General features: G+C 67.7%; 14 protein-coding genes and 1 pseudogene. 8 read left to right on the top strand and 7 right to left on the bottom strand.

From position 1 onward, the window contains the following. Positions 1-754: 754 nt before the first annotated feature. A pseudogene (locus ABS73_RS05435) lies at positions 755-2,005 on the top strand (cytochrome c oxidase subunit I); the annotation flags it as partial. 60 nt (positions 2,006-2,065) lie between these two features. Beyond that, a complete protein-coding gene (locus ABS73_RS05430) occupies positions 2,066-2,512 on the top strand; it encodes a DUF2244 domain-containing protein (protein ID WP_338118589.1) in 447 nt (148 codons plus the stop codon). Here the strand turns inward: ABS73_RS05430 and ABS73_RS05425 are convergent. Together ABS73_RS05425 and ABS73_RS05420 are read right to left on the bottom strand one after the other, a co-directional pair. Then, a complete protein-coding gene (locus tag ABS73_RS05425; RefSeq protein WP_277020772.1) occupies positions 2,509-2,697 on the bottom strand; it encodes a DUF3008 family protein in 189 nt (62 codons plus the stop codon). The two genes, ABS73_RS05430 and ABS73_RS05425, sit on opposite strands and share 4 nt — an antisense overlap. 44 nt (positions 2,698-2,741) lie before the next feature. Continuing rightward, a complete protein-coding gene (locus tag ABS73_RS05420) occupies positions 2,742-3,203 on the bottom strand; it encodes a GatB/YqeY domain-containing protein (RefSeq protein WP_277020901.1) in 462 nt (153 codons plus the stop codon). A 154-nt stretch (positions 3,204-3,357) separates the two neighbouring features. On the opposite strand from ABS73_RS05420, the gene carA reads away from it, so the two are divergent. Together carA and ABS73_RS05410 are read left to right on the top strand one after the other, a co-directional pair. Then, entirely contained in the window at positions 3,358-4,506 is a 1,149-nt protein-coding gene (gene carA, locus ABS73_RS05415) for a glutamine-hydrolyzing carbamoyl-phosphate synthase small subunit (RefSeq protein ID WP_277020775.1), read from the top strand. A gap of 106 nt (positions 4,507-4,612) precedes the next feature. Beyond that, the gene (locus ABS73_RS05410) at positions 4,613-6,742 is read left to right on the top strand and encodes a glycosyltransferase (RefSeq protein WP_277020778.1); all 2,130 of its coding nucleotides are present in this window, start codon (positions 4,613-4,615) and stop codon (positions 6,740-6,742) included. A gap of 16 nt (positions 6,743-6,758) precedes the next feature. On the opposite strand, the gene ABS73_RS05405 is transcribed toward ABS73_RS05410, so the two are convergent. After that, on the bottom strand, positions 6,759-9,554 hold the full coding sequence (locus ABS73_RS05405; RefSeq protein ID WP_277020780.1) for a [protein-PII] uridylyltransferase family protein: 2,796 nt from the start codon (positions 9,552-9,554) through the stop codon (positions 6,759-6,761). Positions 9,555-9,759: 205 nt separating this feature from the next. Between ABS73_RS05405 and ABS73_RS05400 the strand changes: the two genes are divergently transcribed. From ABS73_RS05400 to ilvN, 3 genes are all read left to right on the top strand, one after another. Beyond that, the gene (locus ABS73_RS05400; RefSeq protein WP_277020782.1) at positions 9,760-10,599 is read left to right on the top strand and encodes an arginyltransferase; all 840 of its coding nucleotides are present in this window, start codon (positions 9,760-9,762) and stop codon (positions 10,597-10,599) included. 160 nt (positions 10,600-10,759) lie between these two features. After that, entirely contained in the window at positions 10,760-12,514 is a 1,755-nt protein-coding gene (locus tag ABS73_RS05395) for an acetolactate synthase 3 large subunit (protein WP_277020784.1), read from the top strand. 25 nt (positions 12,515-12,539) lie between these two features. Further along, complete coding sequence (ilvN, locus tag ABS73_RS05390; RefSeq protein ID WP_277020785.1) at positions 12,540-13,100, top strand: acetolactate synthase small subunit; 561 nt, start codon at positions 12,540-12,542, stop codon at positions 13,098-13,100. A 42-nt stretch (positions 13,101-13,142) separates the two neighbouring features. On the opposite strand, the gene ABS73_RS05385 is transcribed toward ilvN, so the two are convergent. The 3 genes from ABS73_RS05385 to ABS73_RS05375 all read right to left on the bottom strand — a co-directional run bounded on the left by ABS73_RS05385 (position 13,143) and on the right by ABS73_RS05375 (position 15,748). Further along, a complete protein-coding gene (locus ABS73_RS05385; protein ID WP_286693412.1) occupies positions 13,143-13,553 on the bottom strand; it encodes a hypothetical protein in 411 nt (136 codons plus the stop codon). Positions 13,554-13,697: 144 nt separating this feature from the next. Beyond that, on the bottom strand, positions 13,698-14,972 hold the full coding sequence (locus ABS73_RS05380) for a DUF2254 domain-containing protein (protein ID WP_277020790.1): 1,275 nt from the start codon (positions 14,970-14,972) through the stop codon (positions 13,698-13,700). A gap of 2 nt (positions 14,973-14,974) precedes the next feature. After that, positions 14,975-15,748 carry a M48 family metalloprotease gene (locus ABS73_RS05375; protein ID WP_277020792.1) on the bottom strand — a complete coding sequence of 258 codons (774 nt, stop codon included), beginning with the start codon at positions 15,746-15,748 and terminating at the stop codon, positions 14,975-14,977. Between the two features lie 142 nt (positions 15,749-15,890). On the opposite strand from ABS73_RS05375, the gene ABS73_RS05370 reads away from it, so the two are divergent. Beyond that, on the top strand, positions 15,891-16,136 hold the full coding sequence (locus ABS73_RS05370) for a DUF8831 family protein (RefSeq protein ID WP_136856705.1): 246 nt from the start codon (positions 15,891-15,893) through the stop codon (positions 16,134-16,136). On the opposite strand, the gene ABS73_RS05365 is transcribed toward ABS73_RS05370, so the two are convergent. Then, a complete protein-coding gene (locus ABS73_RS05365; protein ID WP_277020795.1) occupies positions 16,133-16,381 on the bottom strand; it encodes a DUF167 domain-containing protein in 249 nt (82 codons plus the stop codon). The genes ABS73_RS05370 and ABS73_RS05365 overlap by 4 nt on opposite strands. Between the last annotated feature and the right edge of the window lie 73 nt (positions 16,382-16,454).

Here is a 16,454-nt window from a genome sequence, read left to right as displayed (position 1 = left end):
ATCGCCCATCGAAGCGGGTGTCGTGCGCCAGCAAGGCGTTGTAGCAGGCATCGGGATCGGGTAGCACGGTTGTATTATGCGCTTGGCGGCAGGCTGACACTCGCCGTTTTCGGACATGGTCCTGCGCCATGGCTGCGCAGGAATAACAGCAATGAACTTCTCTCGCATCGTCTGCCTACCCGATCTGCTGCGCGGCACGCGCATTTTCCCCGAAGGTTTCTTCGATCTCGTCCGGGAGCCGATCAGGCAGGGCTGCGGCCTCGACATCGGCTTTCCTCCCGGTGCAAAGCCGCTCCACGGGCTCATGCCTGGATTCGAGCTGGCGCGTTTTCGAGAGCTGGCGGGCAGCCGGCCGCTTGGAACGGCGGCAGACATGCAAGCCCGATGGGCCGCCACCTATCATCGAGTGCCGGATGCCGCGATCAGCTACCTGTTCGAGCATCTGCCCGAAGACTACCTGATCCTGTCGTTCGAGATGCCGCCCTGGCTCGAACAGGTCTGCGTCGAAAGAGCGCAGCCATTCATCGATGCGCGAGTGTCGCCGCTGCGCTTCGGTCGCGATCTGTATCTGGCCCTGCGTTGCTCCGACGCGGGGCTGCGCAGGCGTATCGACGCACAGGCCGTCGCCGACGAAGAACTTAGGATGGAAGCGGCGCTGCTCGCGGCCAACGTGCGCACGCATCGATTGCTGATGGAAGAGACGCAGCGCCATCGATTCAGCGACCTGGACGGCTGCCTGCTTTACGTTGGACAAGCGCCTTATGACGCTTCGCTGCTGTCGCCGGGCGGCAACCAGCAGCTGGGTTCGGGCGTGGGCTGGGTCCTGTACCCGCCGCTGTCCACCAATGAGGGCGGCTATTCGATGGACCTGGCGATCTTCGCCGTCCACGTCTCGGGTGCCAGCTCGATCGTCGGTGCGATCAACATCATCACCACCTTCCTGAACATGCGCGCCCCCGGCATGACCCTGTTCAAGGTGCCGCTGTTTGCCTGGTCGGTCTTCATCACCGCCTGGCTGATCCTGCTGGCCCTGCCCGTGCTAGCCGGCGCCATCACCATGCTACTGATGGACCGCAACTTCGGCACGAACTTCTTCAACCCGGCCGGCGGCGGTGACCCGGTGCTGTACCAGCACATCTTGTGGTTCTTCGGCCACCCGGAAGTGTACATCATCATCCTGCCCGGCTTTGGCATCATCAGCCATGTCATCGCGACCTTCTCGAAAAAGCCGGTCTTCGGTTACCTGCCGATGGTTCTGGCCATGGCCGCGATCGGCATCCTGGGCTTCGTGGTCTGGGCGCACCACATGTATACCGTCGGCATGTCCCTGACCCAGCAGAGCTATTTCATGCTGGCCACCATGACGATCGCCGTGCCCACGGGCATCAAGGTCTTCTCGTGGATCGCGACGATGTGGGGCGGCTCGGTCGAGTTCAAGACGCCGATGCTCTGGGCCTTCGGCTTCCTGTTCCTGTTCACCGTGGGCGGCGTCACCGGCGTGGTCCTGTCGCAGGCACCGCTGGACCGCGTCTATCACGACACCTATTACGTCGTGGCGCACTTCCACTATGTGATGTCCCTGGGCGCGGTCTTTGCGATCTTTGCGGGCATCTATTACTGGATGGGCAAGATGTCGGGCCGCCAGTATCCCGAATGGGCCGGCAAGCTGCACTTCTGGATGATGTTCATCGGGGCGAACCTGACCTTCTTCCCGCAGCACTTCCTGGGCCGTCAGGGCATGCCGCGTCGCTATATCGACTATCCTGTGGAGTATGCCTTCTGGAACGCGATCAGCTCGTGGGGCGCCTATCTGTCCTTCGCCTCGTTCCTGTTCTTCATCGGCATCGTGTTCTACACCCTGTTCGCAGGCAAGCGCGTGACCCAGAACAACTACTGGAACGAATACGCCGACACGCTGGAATGGACCCTGCCCTCGCCCCCGCCCGAGCACACGTTCGAGCAGCTGCCCAAGCGCGAGGACTGGGACCACAGCCGCGCCCACTGAGATCGTCCGACGATGCCATATCATTGGCACGATCAGGCCCCGGATACGTCCGGGGCCTTTTTGCAAAAACTGACCCTGTGGCCGCATCGGTCACTGCCCAAGCGCGGGTTCGTCTGGTTCATCGCCGCAACCGCCGCCTTTCTGTCGCTGCCCATGCTGGCGGTGCTGGGCACGCAGGTGCTGTGGGGGCTGTTGCCATTCATGGTGCTGGCGGTGGGCGGGGTGTGGCTGGCGATCCAGCTCAGCTATCGCAGCGGACAGACGCATGAGGAGCTGGTCTTGGGTCGCGCCCGGCTGGAGGTGCGCCGCCACGCTCCGGGCCGCCCCGAGCGACTGTGGCAGACCAACAGCTATTGGGTGCGCCCCAGCCTGCGCGACGGCCCGGTCGAGGCCTATCTGACCCTGACCGACGGCCAGCGCGAGATCGAACTGGGCGCCTTCCTGACACCAGACGAACGCCGCAGCCTGTGTGACGAGCTGCTGCGGCGGCTGGCCTCGGTCCGCTAGTCGTCTTGGACGCGGTCGGGCAGGTCGTCATGGTCGGTGGCGGCGATGTCTTCCAGCTCGGCCTCGGTCATGCTGTCATACATGTCCTTGGACGCGCCTTGCAGGTCGCCGACCTTGCTCTCTCCGCGCTTGGCGGACAGGGCCGCGCCTGCGGCGCGTTGCTGGGCTTTGGATCTGGCGGGCATGGGGTTACCTCCTGCCCGCCCAACGCCTCAGGACCGTGCGGGTTTCACGCCAGCAAGCGCGCCTTGACGGCGGGCCCCACGGCGCCGAAATCCATCTGCCCGGCGTAACGCTCCTTCAGGGCGGCCATCACGCGGCCCATGTCACGGATGCCCGATGCGCCCAGATCGGCGATGACCGCATCGATCGCGGCGGTCGTCTCGACCGCGTTCATCTGGCGGGGCAGGAATTCCTGGATCACGCCGATCTCGTCCTGCTCGCGCGCGGCCAGCTCCAGGCGGCCGCCCTCCTCATAGGCCTTGGAGGATTCCTGCCGCTGCTTGACCATGCGCGACAGGATCAGGACCAGATCGCCCTCGGTCAGGGTGCCATCGCCATCCCCGCCGCGTGCCGCGATCTCGCGGTCCTTGACGGCGGCGGCAATCAGGCGCAGCGTGGACAGGCGGGCGCTGTCGCGGGCCTTCATCGCCTCTTTGGTGGCGGCTTGCAGCTTGGCGCGCAGTTCCATGATCGTCTCCAACCCAAGGCGCGGGATGCGCCGGAAGATCGGGAATTTAGCCCCCCGCGCCGCACTGTTCAAGGACCGCCCCACGGCCAGGGCGGGTTGACCTTGGGACGCCCGCCCCCTATTCACCGGCTGATTTCACACCAGAGGTGCCGACATGGCTGCAAAACCGACCGCCTGCCTGGCGCTTGCCGACGGAACCGTCTTCTATGGGATGGGCTTCGGCGCTCCTGGCGAGGTTGTGGCCGAACTGGTCTTCAACACCGCCATGACCGGCTATCAGGAGATCATGACCGATCCCTCCTATGCCAGCCAGATCGTGACCTTCACCTTTCCCCATATCGGCAATACCGGCGTCACCGCCGAGGATGACGAGGCGCAGGACCCCGTCGCCAGCGGCATCGTCGTGCGGTGGGACCCGACCGAGCCGTCGAACTGGCGCAGCACGTCCGAGCTGACCGACTGGATGGGGCGGCGCGGCCGCATCGGCATCGGCGGCGTCGACACCCGCCGCCTGACCCGCGCGATCCGCCAGCAGGGCGCCCCGCATGTGGTGCTGGCCCATGACCCGGACGGCAATTTCGACATCGAGGCGATGATCGCCCGCGCCCGCGACTGGCAGGGCCTGGTCGGCCTGGACCTGGCCAAGGACGTCAGCTGCGCCCAGAGCTATCGGTGGGATGAGGGTGCGTGGCAATGGGGCGCGGGCTTCGGCACCGCCCCCCAGGACAAGCCCTTCAAGGTCGTCGCGCTGGATTACGGCGCGAAACGCAACATCCTGCGCTCGCTGGTGGCTTACGGCGCCGAGGTGACGGTGCTGCCCGCCTCCGCCACCGTCGAGGAGGTGATGGCCCACGAACCCGAGGGCGTGTTCCTGTCAAACGGCCCCGGCGATCCGGCGGCGACCGGCGCCTATGCGGTGCCGATGATCAAGGGCCTGCTGGCACGCGACATGCCGATCTTTGGCATCTGCCTGGGCCACCAGATGCTGGCCCTGGCGCTTGGCGCCCGGACGGTCAAGATGAGCCACGGCCATCACGGTGCCAACCACCCGGTGCGCGACGTCGAGACCGGCAAGGTCGAGATCACCTCGATGAACCACGGTTTCGCCGTCGATTCGCAAAGCCTGCCCCAGGGCGTGATCGAGACCCATGTCAGCCTGTTCGACGGCAGCAATTGCGGCATCCGCATGGCCGACCGCCCGGTGTTTTCGGTCCAGCACCACCCCGAAGCCGCGCCCGGCCCCCAGGACAGCCTGTATCTGTTCCAGCGCTTCACCGATTCGATGCGCGCGCGCCGCGGTTGAACCCAAAGGCGCGGCACGGTCGGGTTTTTCCCGACCGTGCCCGGCCAAGTTAATCCTCTGTTAAGCTCTGCCGTGCCAAGAGGGGTCGTCCAACACGGAAACGACCATGGCGCAGCTTGCCCCTCTGCCTCGGCCTGCCAACCTGCCCGACCTGGGCGGACGCGCGGTGGGGGGCGCGGTCCTGAGGGGCCCGACGCTGGCCCCGCGCGATCAGCGGTCACTGGGACAGATATTGCTGGAGGACGGCGCCGTCGATCCGGGCGATCTGCTCAAGGCGACGGTGATCCAGGCCCGGTTGGGCGTGCGTCTGGGACAGGTGCTGCTGGCGCAGGGCATGGTCGAACCGGCGGCCCTGGCCCGCGCGCTGTCGCGCCAATGGCGCACCACCGCGATCGACCCCGACCAGACCCCCGCCGATCCACGGCTGATCGACGTGGCCGAGGCGGGGTTCTGTCTGACGCATGGCATCCTGCCCTGGCGGCGCATCGGCGGGGTCACCTGGATCGCGACCGCCCGCCCAGATGAATTCGCGGCCCTGCTGCCGCACCTGCCGGGGCAGTTCGGGCAGGTGCGCATGCTGCTGTGCAGCGAGGAGCAGGCCCAGGCCGGGGTCCTGAACTCGCGCCGCATCCGCCTGATCCGCGAGGCCGAGACCCGCGTTCCCGCCCGTGAGAGTTGCCGGACCCAGGACGCGGGCCGCACCGGCCGGATCGCGGTTCTGGCGGTGGCGCTGACCGGGACGGGCATCCTGCTGGCTCCGTCGCTGGTGGTGGGGCTGCTGACGCTGTGGGCGGTGCTGACGCTGCTGACGCAGAGCGGGCTAAAATTGCTGTCCTTTCTGGCCGCGCGCCGGGCGGGGATCGAACAGCGCGACCTGGCGCTGGCCATCGCCCAGGGACAGACCGCCGCCCCGCAGATGGAGGCGGCGCTGCCGCTGATCTCGGTCATGGTGCCGCTGTTTCACGAGAACGACGTCGCGGGCAAGCTGGTCGCCCGGCTGGCCCGACTGGAATACCCGCGCGAGCTGACCGACATCCTGCTGGTGATCGAGGCCAGCGACCAGATCACCGAGGCCGCCCTGCAGGGGGTGCGCCTGCCGCATTGGATCCGCGTGGTGCGCGTCCCCGACGGCCCGATCAAGACCAAGCCCCGGGCGCTGAACTATGCGCTGAATTTCTGCCGCGGCCAGATCGTGGGCATCTGGGATGCCGAGGACCGGCCCGACCCCGACCAGTTGCACAAGGTCGCCCACCGCTTTCATTTCGCGCCCGCCGATGTGGCCTGCCTGCAGGGCGCGCTGGATTTCTACAACCCGCGCAGCAACTGGCTGGCGCGGTGCTTTACGGTCGAATACGCGGGCTGGTTCCGCATCCTGCTGCCCGGCGTGGCGCGATTGGGGCTGATCGTGCCCCTGGGCGGGACGACGCTGTTCTTTCGCCGACCGCTGCTGGAAAAGGTCGGCGCGTGGGACGCCTGGAACGTGACCGAGGATGCCGATCTGGGCGTCCGCCTGGCCCGGCGCGGCCTGCGGACCGAGATCCTGGACACCACCACCGACGAGGAAGCCAACTGCCGCACCCTGCCCTGGATCAAGCAGCGGTCCCGCTGGCTCAAGGGTTACGCGATGACCTGGGCGGTTCACATGCGCGACCCCGCCGCCCTTTATCGCGATCTGGGCGCGTGGCGGTTCTGGGGCTTTCAGGTCCAGTTCTTTGGCGCACTGTCGCAATATCTGCTGGCCCCGATCCTGTGGAGCTTTTGGCTGCTGACATTCGGCCTGCCCCATCCGCTGCGCGAACCGCTGGAATCCAGCATGGGGGCCTGGGCCATCACCGGGCTGTTCGCGCTGTTCGTGACGTCCGAACTGCTCAGCATCTTCGTGGGGATGCGGGCCGTGCGGGGGTCCAAGCACCGCCATCTGCTGCCTTGGGTGCCCACGCTGCATTTCTACTATCCGCTTGGCTGTCTGGCGGGGTGGAAGGCGATCTACGAGGTCGTGGCGCGCCCGTTCTACTGGGACAAGACCGCGCACGGCCTGTTCGTCGAGGCGCCCGAGCCCGCCGCCGCGCCGCTGGCGCCGGGTCTGGTGTCGATCCCGGTGCTGGGCCAGATCGGCGGCCGCTCTCTGGCCGAGGTCGCGGCCGAGCTGCAGCACAGTGCCAGCCACGCCCAGCCCGCCGATGAACCGCTGTCGCACACCATGTCCCCCGCCGCCGACCGAGCCGCCAGCGGGTGATCCGCCCCGGCTGCGGTCAGTCGGGCGCGATGCCCAGCCCGGCCCGGATGATGGCCTGCGCCTCGTCGACCTGTTCGGCCAGGCGGTCGCGCAGGGCCTGAGGCGTCTCGGCCTCGACCTCGCGCAGCAGGAAATCCTGGCCGCCCCGCCCAATCTCATCCATGTCCAGCGGGCGCTCGGTCAGCAGCCGCGTGGCCGCATGCAGCCGCCATTGCGCCCGCCACAGCGACGACAGGCGCTCGGCCTGGGGGGCGGTCAGCAGGCCCGCGCGCCGACCCGCGCGCAGCTGCGCAAGCGTCGAACGCGCCGGATCGCCCGCCCGCAGCGCGCAGCTCTGCGCCAGCAGGTCGATGTCCTGCAGCCGCCCCGCCCCCTGCCGCGCATCGAAGGGTCCGTCCGGGCGCTTGGCCGCGAACAGGCGGTCGCGCATCTGCACCGTGTCGGGCAGGACCCGCGCATCGGTCCCGCGCGCGGTCAGGATTTGGGTCCGCAAGGTCTCGATCCGGGCGGCCAGGGCGGCGGCGTCGGCACCCGCATGGGCGACGCAGCGGGCGCGGGTCAGGGCCAGATGCTCCCAGGTCCAGGCCTCGGTCATCTGATAGGCCTCGAAGCTGTAGACCGAGGTGGCGACCGGCCCCTGCCGCCCCGAGGGGCGCAGCCGCATGTCGACCTCATACAGACGGCCCTCGGCGGTAGGCGCCGACAGGGCCGTGACCATCGCCTGCGTCAGCCGCGCGTAATAGGGCCGCGCGGCCAGCGGACGCGGCCCGTCCGACGCCTCGGCGCCGCCCGCGTCGTAGATCACGATCAGATCCAGGTCCGAGGCCGCGTTCAGCACCCGCGCGCCAAGGGACCCCATGCCCATCACCACCGCACCGCGACCCGGCGGCGGCCCGTGGCGGCGCGCGAAATCGGCCGCCGTGACCGGGAACAGCCCGGCCACGCAGGCCCCCGCCAGATCTGCATACTGGACGGCGGCCTCCTCGGCGCCGATCAGGCCGCGCAGGTGATGCACGCCGATGCGGAACTGCCATTCATGCGCCCATCGTCGCGCGGCATCCAGCGCGCGTTCATAGCCGCCGCCGGGCTGGGTCAGCGCCAGCTCCAGCGCGCGCGCCAGTTCGGCGGTCAGTGCAGCCTCTCCGGGCCAGGGGTCGAAGAAGCTGCCGGCCAGCACCCCGTCCAGAACCGCCGGATGGCGCGCCAGATAGGCCGCAAGCGCAGGCGCGGTGCCGCAGATGTCCACGATCAGGTCGATCAGCTGGGGGTTGGCCTCGAACAGGGAAAACAGCTGCACCCCTGCGGGCAGGCCCGACAGAAAGCTGTCAAAGCGGGCCAGCGCCTCGGCCGGATGCCCGGCGCGGGCCATGCGCGACAGCAGCGGGGCCTCGATCCGGCGAAAGATCTGGCGCGCCCGGTCGGACCGCAACGCCGGATAGGCCTGCCACCCCTGGATGATCGCACGCGATTCGTCCGACAGTTCGGGCAGGTCGTCGGTGGGCACATTGGGGGCAAAGAACCGCTCGGTCAGGGCATGGACCCGCTCCAGCCGCAATTTCAGGCGGGCGCACCAGGCCTGGGGGTCGGCCTCGCCCGACAGGGCGGCGATGACGCGCAGCGCGCCGTCATCCTTGGGCAGGCTGTGGGTCTGGGCGTCGTTCACCATCTGGATGCGATGCTCGATATCGCGATGCTCGCGGTAATGGGCGGTCAGCTCGTCCGCGACATCCTGGGGCACCCAGCCCTTGGCGGCCAGCGCGGCCAGCCCGCCGACCGTGTCGCGGGCGCGCAGGTCGCGGTCGCGCCCGCCCGCGATCAGCTGGCGGGTCTGGGTAAAGAACTCGATCTCGCGGATGCCGCCCTGACCCAGCTTGAGGTTGTGGCCCGCCACCTCCAGCCGCCCGCCCAGACCCTTGTGGTCGCGGATGCGCAGCCGCATGTCATGGGCGTCTTGGATGGCCGCGAAATCCAGATGCTTGCGCCAGACAAAGGGCCGCAGCTCTCGCAGGAACCGATCGCCCGCCGCGATGTCGCCGGCCGCCGCGCGGGCCTTGATAAAGGCCGCGCGTTCCCAGGTCCGCCCCTCGGCCTCGTAATAGGCCAGGGCCGCGGCGGTCGAGATGCAGACCGGCGTCACCGCCGCATCGGGCCGCAGGCGCAGATCGGTGCGAAAGACATAGCCGTGATCGGTCACATCCGACAGGGTCGCGGCCATCCGGCGCGTGGCGCGGATCAGCGCGGCGCGGGCCTCCATCTGCGCATCGGGGGCATAGGCGGTCTCATCGAACAGCACGATCAGGTCGATGTCAGAGCTGTAGTTCAGCTCCCGCGCGCCGCCCTTGCCCATGGCCAGCGCAAAGATCCCGCCCGCATCGGCGTCGGTCTGGGGCAGTTTGCCGCGCCGGATCTCGGTCGCGACATGAGCGCGCAGCGCCAGATCGACGGCGCGGTCGGCCAGGTCGGACAGCGCGCCGGTCACCTGCTCCAGCGGCCAGACACCGCCCAGATCGGCCAGCGCCGCCTGAAGCGCCACCCGCCTTTTCGCGCGGCGCAGGGCGATGCCCAGGGCGTCGGCCTCCAGCGCCTCGATGTCCGCGGTCTCGCGCGCGACGACATCGTCATGCGCCAGCGCGCCGGGCAGCCAGTCGGCCTCGAACCGCAGCAGCCCGGCCAGATAGGGGCTGGAACCGGCGGCGCCGGCGATCAGGTCGCGCAGCCGGTCGGGCAGGTCGGGAAACAGGCCCGCGACATCCGCCGCGCGGGCAGGATCGGCTGGCAGCGGCAAGCGGGTGATGCGGGACGAAAAGCTCATGCGCGCCACCTTAGAGGTCGCCGTGCCCCAGTCAACGCAACCCCGCCATGCGTGACGGTGCCCTCCGTTAAACATAACGTTTTCCGTGCTTGGCCTGTCGCATAAACGTTGCTAGGCTTCGCCGCATTCTTGACCGTTGCAACGGAAACCTCAGCGCCCGCATGACCAGCCGCGATCTGACCAGATGCTGCAAGGGGCGCACCTGATGCGCCATACGCTGCCCCATGCGCCGCAATTCTATGTGACGGCCCCCCAGCCCTGCCCGTATCTGCACGGGCGGGCGGAACGAAAGCTGTTCACCGCGCTGCAGGGCGACAACGCCGCCGACCTGAACAACGCCCTGTCACGGCAGGGCTTTCGTCGGTCGCAGAACGTGTTGTACCGGCCCAGCTGCGAAAGCTGCGTGGCCTGCATGTCGGCCCGCATCCGGGTGGCCGATTTCCATCCCTCGCGCACGCAGCGGCGGGTGATGGCCCGCAACGGCGCGCTGCGCCGCGTCGCCACCAGTGCCTGGGCCACCGAGGAACAGTTCGAGCTGTTCCGCCGCTATCTGGACAGCCGCCATGCCGATGGCGGCATGGCCGACATGGACATCTTCGAATTCGCCGCCATGATCGAGGAGACGCCGGTCAAGACGCGCGTCATCGAATATCGCTGCCTGGACGACGCGATCCCCCAGCTGGCGGCGGGTGACGACCATCTGGCGGGGGTCTGCCTGACGGACGTGCTGGATGACGGGCTGAGCCTGGTCTACAGCTTCTACAACCCGCTGCTGCGCCCGGCCAGCATGGGCACCTACATCATCCTGGACCATATCGAGATCGCGCGCGCGGCGGGCCTGCCCTATGTCTATCTGGGCTATTGGGTGCCCGGCAGCCGCAAGATGGACTATAAGGCCCGCTTTGGCGCGCTGGAGATCTACAAGGGTGGCGTCTGGCAGGATATCGGCGACCCCGAGGCCCATTCGAACGAAGCGCATCCCCTGTCCGTCGACCCCATCGTCGAGCAGGTGGCCCGAATCGCGCTGCCGCAATTCGACCGATAGCGCCGGACAGTTCGCGAAACAAAGTTTCAAATAGACGCCTGCCTGCGTCACTTTCTCCACCAAATGCCATTGACGCTGTCGGAGCGTGACCCTAGGTTGCGCCGACGCCGGGTCGGGAAAAGCCCGCCCGGCGGGTATTTTTGATGGATGGAGCAAGACGATGTCCCGAACAATGACGGGTGCGAGAATGGTGGTCGAGGCGCTGCGCGATCAGGGCGTCGATACCGTATTCGGCTATCCGGGCGGGGCCGTCCTACCCATCTATGACGAGATCTTTCAGCAGAACGACATCACCCATGTCCTGGTCCGCCACGAACAAGGCGCCGTCCACATGGCCGAGGGCTATGCCCGCGCCACCGGCAAACCCGGGGTCGTGCTGGTCACCTCGGGGCCCGGCGCCACGAACGCGGTCACCGGCCTGACCGACGCGCTGCTGGATTCGATCCCGCTGGTCGTGCTGTCGGGGCAGGTCCCGACCTTCATGATCGGCACCGACGGGTTCCAGGAGGCCGACACGGTCGGCATCACCCGCCCCTGCACCAAGCACAACTGGCTGGTCAAGGATACCGACAAGCTGGCGGCCACGATCCACAAGGGCTTTCACGTCGCGACCTCGGGCCGCCCCGGTCCGGTTCTGATCGACATTCCCAAGGACGTGCAGTTCGCGACCGGCACCTATGTCGGGCCCAAGCAGGTCGATAATGGCCGCTACAACCCCACGAAAAAGGGCGATCTGGCCGCGATCACGCGCCTGGTCGAGCTGATGGAACAGGCCGAGCGGCCGATCCTGTACACGGGCGGCGGGGTCATCAACTCTGGCCCCGGCGCCAGCCAGCTGCTGCGCGAACTGGCCGAGGGGACGGGCTTTCCGGTCACCTCGACCCTGATGGGGCTGGGCTGCTATCCGGCATCGGGCGATAAATGGCTGGGCATGCTGGGCATGCATGGCACCTACGAGGCCAATCTGGCGATGCATGGCTGCGACCTGATGATCAACATCGGCGCGCGCTTCGACGACCGGATCACCGGGCGGATCGCGGATTTCAGCCCCGGCTCGGTCAAGGCGCATATCGACATCGACCCGTCATCCATCAACAAGGTCGTGCGCGTCGACGTGCCCATCGTCGGCGATGTGGGCCATGTCCTGGAGGATCTGCTGAAGGTCTGGAAGTCGCGCGGCCGCAAGGTCAACAGCCCGGCGCTGAAGCAGTGGTGGGGCCAGATCGAGGAGTGGCGCGCGCGCAAGTGTCTGGCCTACAAGCCCAGCAGCACGATCATCAAGCCGCAGCACGCGCTGGAACGGCTGGAGGCGCTGACCAAGAACCACGACCGCTACATCACGACCGAGGTCGGCCAGCACCAGATGTGGGCGGCGCAGTACTTGGGCTTTGAGGGGCCGAACCGCTGGATGACGTCGGGCGGTTTGGGCACGATGGGCTACGGCCTGCCGGCGTCGATCGGCGTGCAGATGGCCCATCCCGAGGCGCTGGTGATCAACGTCGCGGGCGATGCCAGCTGGCTGATGAACATGCAGGAGATGGGCACCGCGGTGCAGTTCCGCCTGCCGGTCAAGCAGTTCATCCTGAACAACGAACGCCTTGGCATGGTCCGCCAGTGGCAGCAGCTGCTGCATGGCGAACGCTACAGCCAGTCCTGGTCGGACAGCCTGCCCGATTTCGTCAAGCTGGCCGAGGCCTTCGGCTGCAAGGGCGCGCAGGTGCGCGACCCCAAGGATCTGGACGCCGCGATCCAGCAGATGCTGGATTATGACGGCCCCTTCATCCTGGACGTGCTGGTCGAGAAGCACGAGAACTGCTTCCCGATGATCCCCTCGGGCAAGCCGCATAACGAGATGCTGCTGGGCGAGGCCGAGACGCAGGGCGTGATCGAATCCGAAGGCGCAGTGCTGGTCTGAGACCGGCCGGAGAAAGGGCAGAACCATGAACGCTTTGAACATCCAGAAGGGCATGTCCAGCCATTCGGCCTATGACCTGCGCGACCCGCATGCCCCGCGCGAGGAGAGCCACACCCTGGCCGTCCTGGTCGAGAACGAGCCGGGCGTCCTGGCCCGCGTGATCGGCCTGTTCGCGGGCCGCGGCTACAACATCGACAGTCTGACCGTGGCCGAGGTGGACCATACCGGGCACCGCTCGCGCATCACGGTGGTGACGCGCGGCACCCCGGAGGTGATCGAGCAGATCAAGGCGCAGCTGGGCCGCATCGTGGTCGTGCACGAGGTCCACGACCTGACGGTCGAGGGTCCCGTGGTGGAACGCGAGCTGGGCCTGTTCAAGGTGCGCGGCTCCGGCGAAAAGCGCGTCGAGGCCCTGCGCATCGCCGAGATCTTTCGCGCCAACGTGGTCGATTCGACGCTGGAGAGCTTTGTCTTCGAGCTGGTCGGCACGCCGTCCAAGCTGGAGGCCTTTGCCGATCTGATGCGGCCTCTGGGGCTGAACGATCTGGCGCGCACCGGCGTTGCGGCGCTGTCGCGCGGCGTCTGATCACAACCGGCATCAGCCCTATCGGGGCTGGTGCCAGCACGCTCAGCAGGCGGCGCCGCTGCGGGGCTGGGTATAGGGAAAGGCGGGGCGCGCCGGGGCCTTGGAGGCCGTTGTGCCTTGCGGCGTCAGATCCTGCTGAGCCACCACACGCAGGGCGGGACGGGCCGGCGCCTCGGCCTCTGCCAATATCCGGGGGATCTGCGGACAGCTCTGTTCGGACAGCATGGACACGTTCAGCGCATGGCGCAGATTGCCTACGGTGCGCGTCTCAAGTTCGACCAGATCGCCGGGTTGTGGCCATTCGCCATGCCCGATGAAATTGGCGTGCCCTTGCAGATACGCCAGGGTCGCCTGATCTTCGCACCAGACGATCGCTTTTTCACGCGACCCACTGCTCCATACGACAACCCCGATCATGGGCGCCCCTCTATCAGAACGGCGCCGCTGCGCCATATCGTGTCAATTCAAACAATTCTCTTTGTGCGAACCTGCCCTGACTAAAGCAGAAATCCGCCGACATGCCAGCATTTTTCTTTCAGCGGTGGAATTTTCTTTCATCTGCAGGTTGATGCGTGACCGGATGGGCACAACCGATTTTCAGGTGGCGGCAACCTGCGCGGACAACGCGCATATCTCTGTTTTTTCAAGTTCCAGAACAAGGGCTTGATTGGCATAGGCGACGCAATCTGCGGTCAGCGCCCGGGCCGCGTCGCCATGCACCGCGGGGGAAATTTGCGCCAGGGCCAGCAGGCAGGTCTGCAGGGCGCGGTGCACCTCGACCACCCCTGTCCCGTCGCGGGCCAGCGGCAGCAGGCTGGCGCGCAGGATCTCGTCCACGGTGATGCTGCGCACATAGAGACGCGGAAAGGACACCTCGGGCTGGGCCTGGTCGGTCCATTCGGACAGGACCCGCAGGATGCGCTGGATCACGGCCACCGCCGTGCCGGGGTCGTTGACCGCCGGGGACAGGGCGCGCTGGCCGATCTCGGACAGGACAACAAAGCCGAATCTGGGGTCCTGGTCAAAGCTGCGCTGCGCCCGCAGGCTGAAGCATTCGGTCAGCTGTCGCGTCAGCGCGGTGGCCTCGTCGGGGTCGTCAGGCAGCCCATCGACATGCAGCAGGGCGCAGGCGGGATGCACGAAATCGCCCGGCGTGACCGTGAGATAGAGGATCAGACCGGCCTTGTCCGCCAGATCGGACAGGCCCTGCATGTCGCAGTTCTGGACATGCCCGGCCTGGGGCGGCGGCACCGGCGTGCTGTCCGTCGGCGGCGGGCCATCCAGGGGGTTGGCGCCCATCCAGGGCGATTCGCGGCGCAGGCGCAGCGCGGTGGCCGTGGCCGTCTCGACCCGGGTCAGGTTGTCCCCGATCAGGCCCAGTTCTCCCAGGCGGTTGATCCAGCGCAGCAGGGACAGGATCACGATCAGGATCACCAGCAGCGTCACGACGAACAGCACCACCCGCCCGCCGCCGCCATAGAGTTCGGTCTTGAGCATGATCAGCCCGACCAAGCTGAACACGAAGGCGCCCATGAAGGTCGCCAGCACCGTCTGGCTGACCCCGTCATTGGCCAGCAGTTGCACCGCCCGCGGGGTCGAGCCCGCGCTGGCCGTCGCATAGGCCGCCGTCAGGATCGACAGCGAAAAGGTCGTGACCGTCAGCATGGACGAGGCCACGATCTCCAGGATGGGCTCTATCGCGTCGGCGCCGATCTGGCCGGCCAGCGCGTCGGGGATCTGGCCCCGCACCACAAAGCCCAGGGCCGCCGTCAGCAGGCCCAGCCCCGCGAATGCCGCGACCCGGACCCACAGCGTCCGCGTGATCTCGATCAGGCGCCAGCGCAGACGGCCGACGCCGCGATGGGCTGCCACGGCTAGCGGACCCGGCCGGCCTGGACATCCGCCACCGCGCGGCGGACCTGCGCCAGGCGTTGCGCGCGCGCCGGGTGGGTGCCCAGGACGTGGTTGCCAGGGTCGGGGATGCGCTGGAACAGGCCAGAGCCGTTGATCGGGTCATAGCCCGCATTCATGGTGATGATCGCGCCCAGATAGTCGGCCTCCAGCTCCCATTCCTTGGAATAGTAGCGCGCGCCGACCGAGGCCCCGATCTCTTGCGCGCGGGCGATGGCGCTGGTGTCGCCGCCATAGGCGGAGGCCAGGCTGCCCAGAACGACCGCCGCCGCGGTGGCCGCGCCGGATTTGCGGTCAAGATGGTTCAGGATGTGATGCGCGGCCTCGTGGCCCACGACAAACGCGATCTCGTCGGGGTTGCGGGTCTGGGCGATCAGCGACAGGGTGAAACCGACCACGGGCCGCCCGTTGCGGTCCACGGTCTGAAAGGCGTTCGGCTCCAGCCCCGGGCGGTCATCCACGACGAAGATGAAATCGCAGCTGATCGGCGCGGTGCGGCGGGTCAGGCAGTCCTGGCGCACGGCGGGTTCCATCCGGCGCATGACCTGGACAAAGCTGCGCGCCGCACCGTCAGGCGTGGCCGCGTGCGGGGCGGATGGCGCAGGCAGGGCCGGACCCTGGACGGGGGCCTGGGCAACCGGCGGGGCGACGGGCACGGGCATCGGTGCGCAGCCCGCCACGGCCAGCGTCACCGCGACCCATCCTGCCAGCCAGCCCCGCCCGATGATCTGTCCCATATGTTCCGCCCTGTTCCGCTGCCCGCATCGGGGCGCACCGCTTGTCACGCGCAGTTTAACCCCTGCCGATGCCGCGTAAACCCCGACTGCTTGCCGCAGCCGCGCTTTCACGCGATTGTCGGGTCACCCCAAGGAGATTCGGATGTTCACCATCGAGCACGACTTTGACGCGACCGTGATCACCCTGATCGACGAGGCCGACCCCGGCACCCGCCCCCTGACCGAGGATGTGGTGATCCTGGGGTTCGACGACCGGGTGATCCTGGAACAGATGAGCGATGACGGAGAGGAGGTCGTGCGCATCACCCTGTCGATGCACCAGCTGACCGAGCTGCGCCTTGCGCTGAACCTGCCCGAAGGCAATTACCGCATCGACAAGAAGGTCTAGTCCAGCCGCACCACCTTGTCGCGGGCCGTCTGGCCGCGGATCACGGTCAGGCGCGATGGCGCGACCTTCATCGCGCGGGCCAGCAGGCGCAGGACCGCGCGGGTCGCACGCCCGTCCTCGGGCGGGTCGGTGACGTGGATGCGCAGCAGACAGCCCTCGACCGTGACGGCATTACGCCGCGCGCGGGGAGTCACGCGCAGGGTCAGGACGGCGCCCGGTCGGGCCAGATGGGTCAAATCGGTCACGCGCTGTTGCTGCCCCGTCCCGGCCCGTGGCGCAAGGCCCCGGCTTGAACACCGCCCGCGCATCTGAAACACC

This window comes from Paracoccus sp. SCN 68-21 (assembly GCF_001724535.1).
GTDB classification, from domain to species: Bacteria; Pseudomonadota; Alphaproteobacteria; order Rhodobacterales; family Rhodobacteraceae; genus Paracoccus; species Paracoccus hibiscisoli.
This window is presented reverse-complemented; position numbering and strand designations above follow the sequence as displayed.

Bases quoted from the DNA above. Each gene is read 5' to 3' on its own strand.
- ABS73_RS05425 (WP_277020772.1), bottom strand. From the start codon at position 2,697: ATGCCCGCCAGATCCAAAGCCCAGCAACGCGCCGCAGGCGCGGCCCTG.
- ABS73_RS05420 (WP_277020901.1), bottom strand. From the start codon at position 3,203: ATGGAACTGCGCGCCAAGCTGCAAGCCGCCACCAAAGAGGCGATGAAG.
- carA (WP_277020775.1), top strand. From the start codon at position 3,358: ATGGCTGCAAAACCGACCGCCTGCCTGGCGCTTGCCGACGGAACCGTC.
- ABS73_RS05410 (WP_277020778.1), top strand. From the start codon at position 4,613: ATGGCGCAGCTTGCCCCTCTGCCTCGGCCTGCCAACCTGCCCGACCTG.
- ABS73_RS05405 (WP_277020780.1), bottom strand. From the start codon at position 9,554: ATGAGCTTTTCGTCCCGCATCACCCGCTTGCCGCTGCCAGCCGATCCT.
- ABS73_RS05400 (WP_277020782.1), top strand. From the start codon at position 9,760: ATGCGCCATACGCTGCCCCATGCGCCGCAATTCTATGTGACGGCCCCC.
- ABS73_RS05395 (WP_277020784.1), top strand. From the start codon at position 10,760: ATGTCCCGAACAATGACGGGTGCGAGAATGGTGGTCGAGGCGCTGCGC.
- ilvN (WP_277020785.1), top strand. From the start codon at position 12,540: ATGAACGCTTTGAACATCCAGAAGGGCATGTCCAGCCATTCGGCCTAT.
- ABS73_RS05385 (WP_286693412.1), bottom strand. From the start codon at position 13,553: ATGGCGCAGCGGCGCCGTTCTGATAGAGGGGCGCCCATGATCGGGGTT.
- ABS73_RS05375 (WP_277020792.1), bottom strand. From the start codon at position 15,748: ATGGGACAGATCATCGGGCGGGGCTGGCTGGCAGGATGGGTCGCGGTG.
- ABS73_RS05370 (WP_136856705.1), top strand. From the start codon at position 15,891: ATGTTCACCATCGAGCACGACTTTGACGCGACCGTGATCACCCTGATC.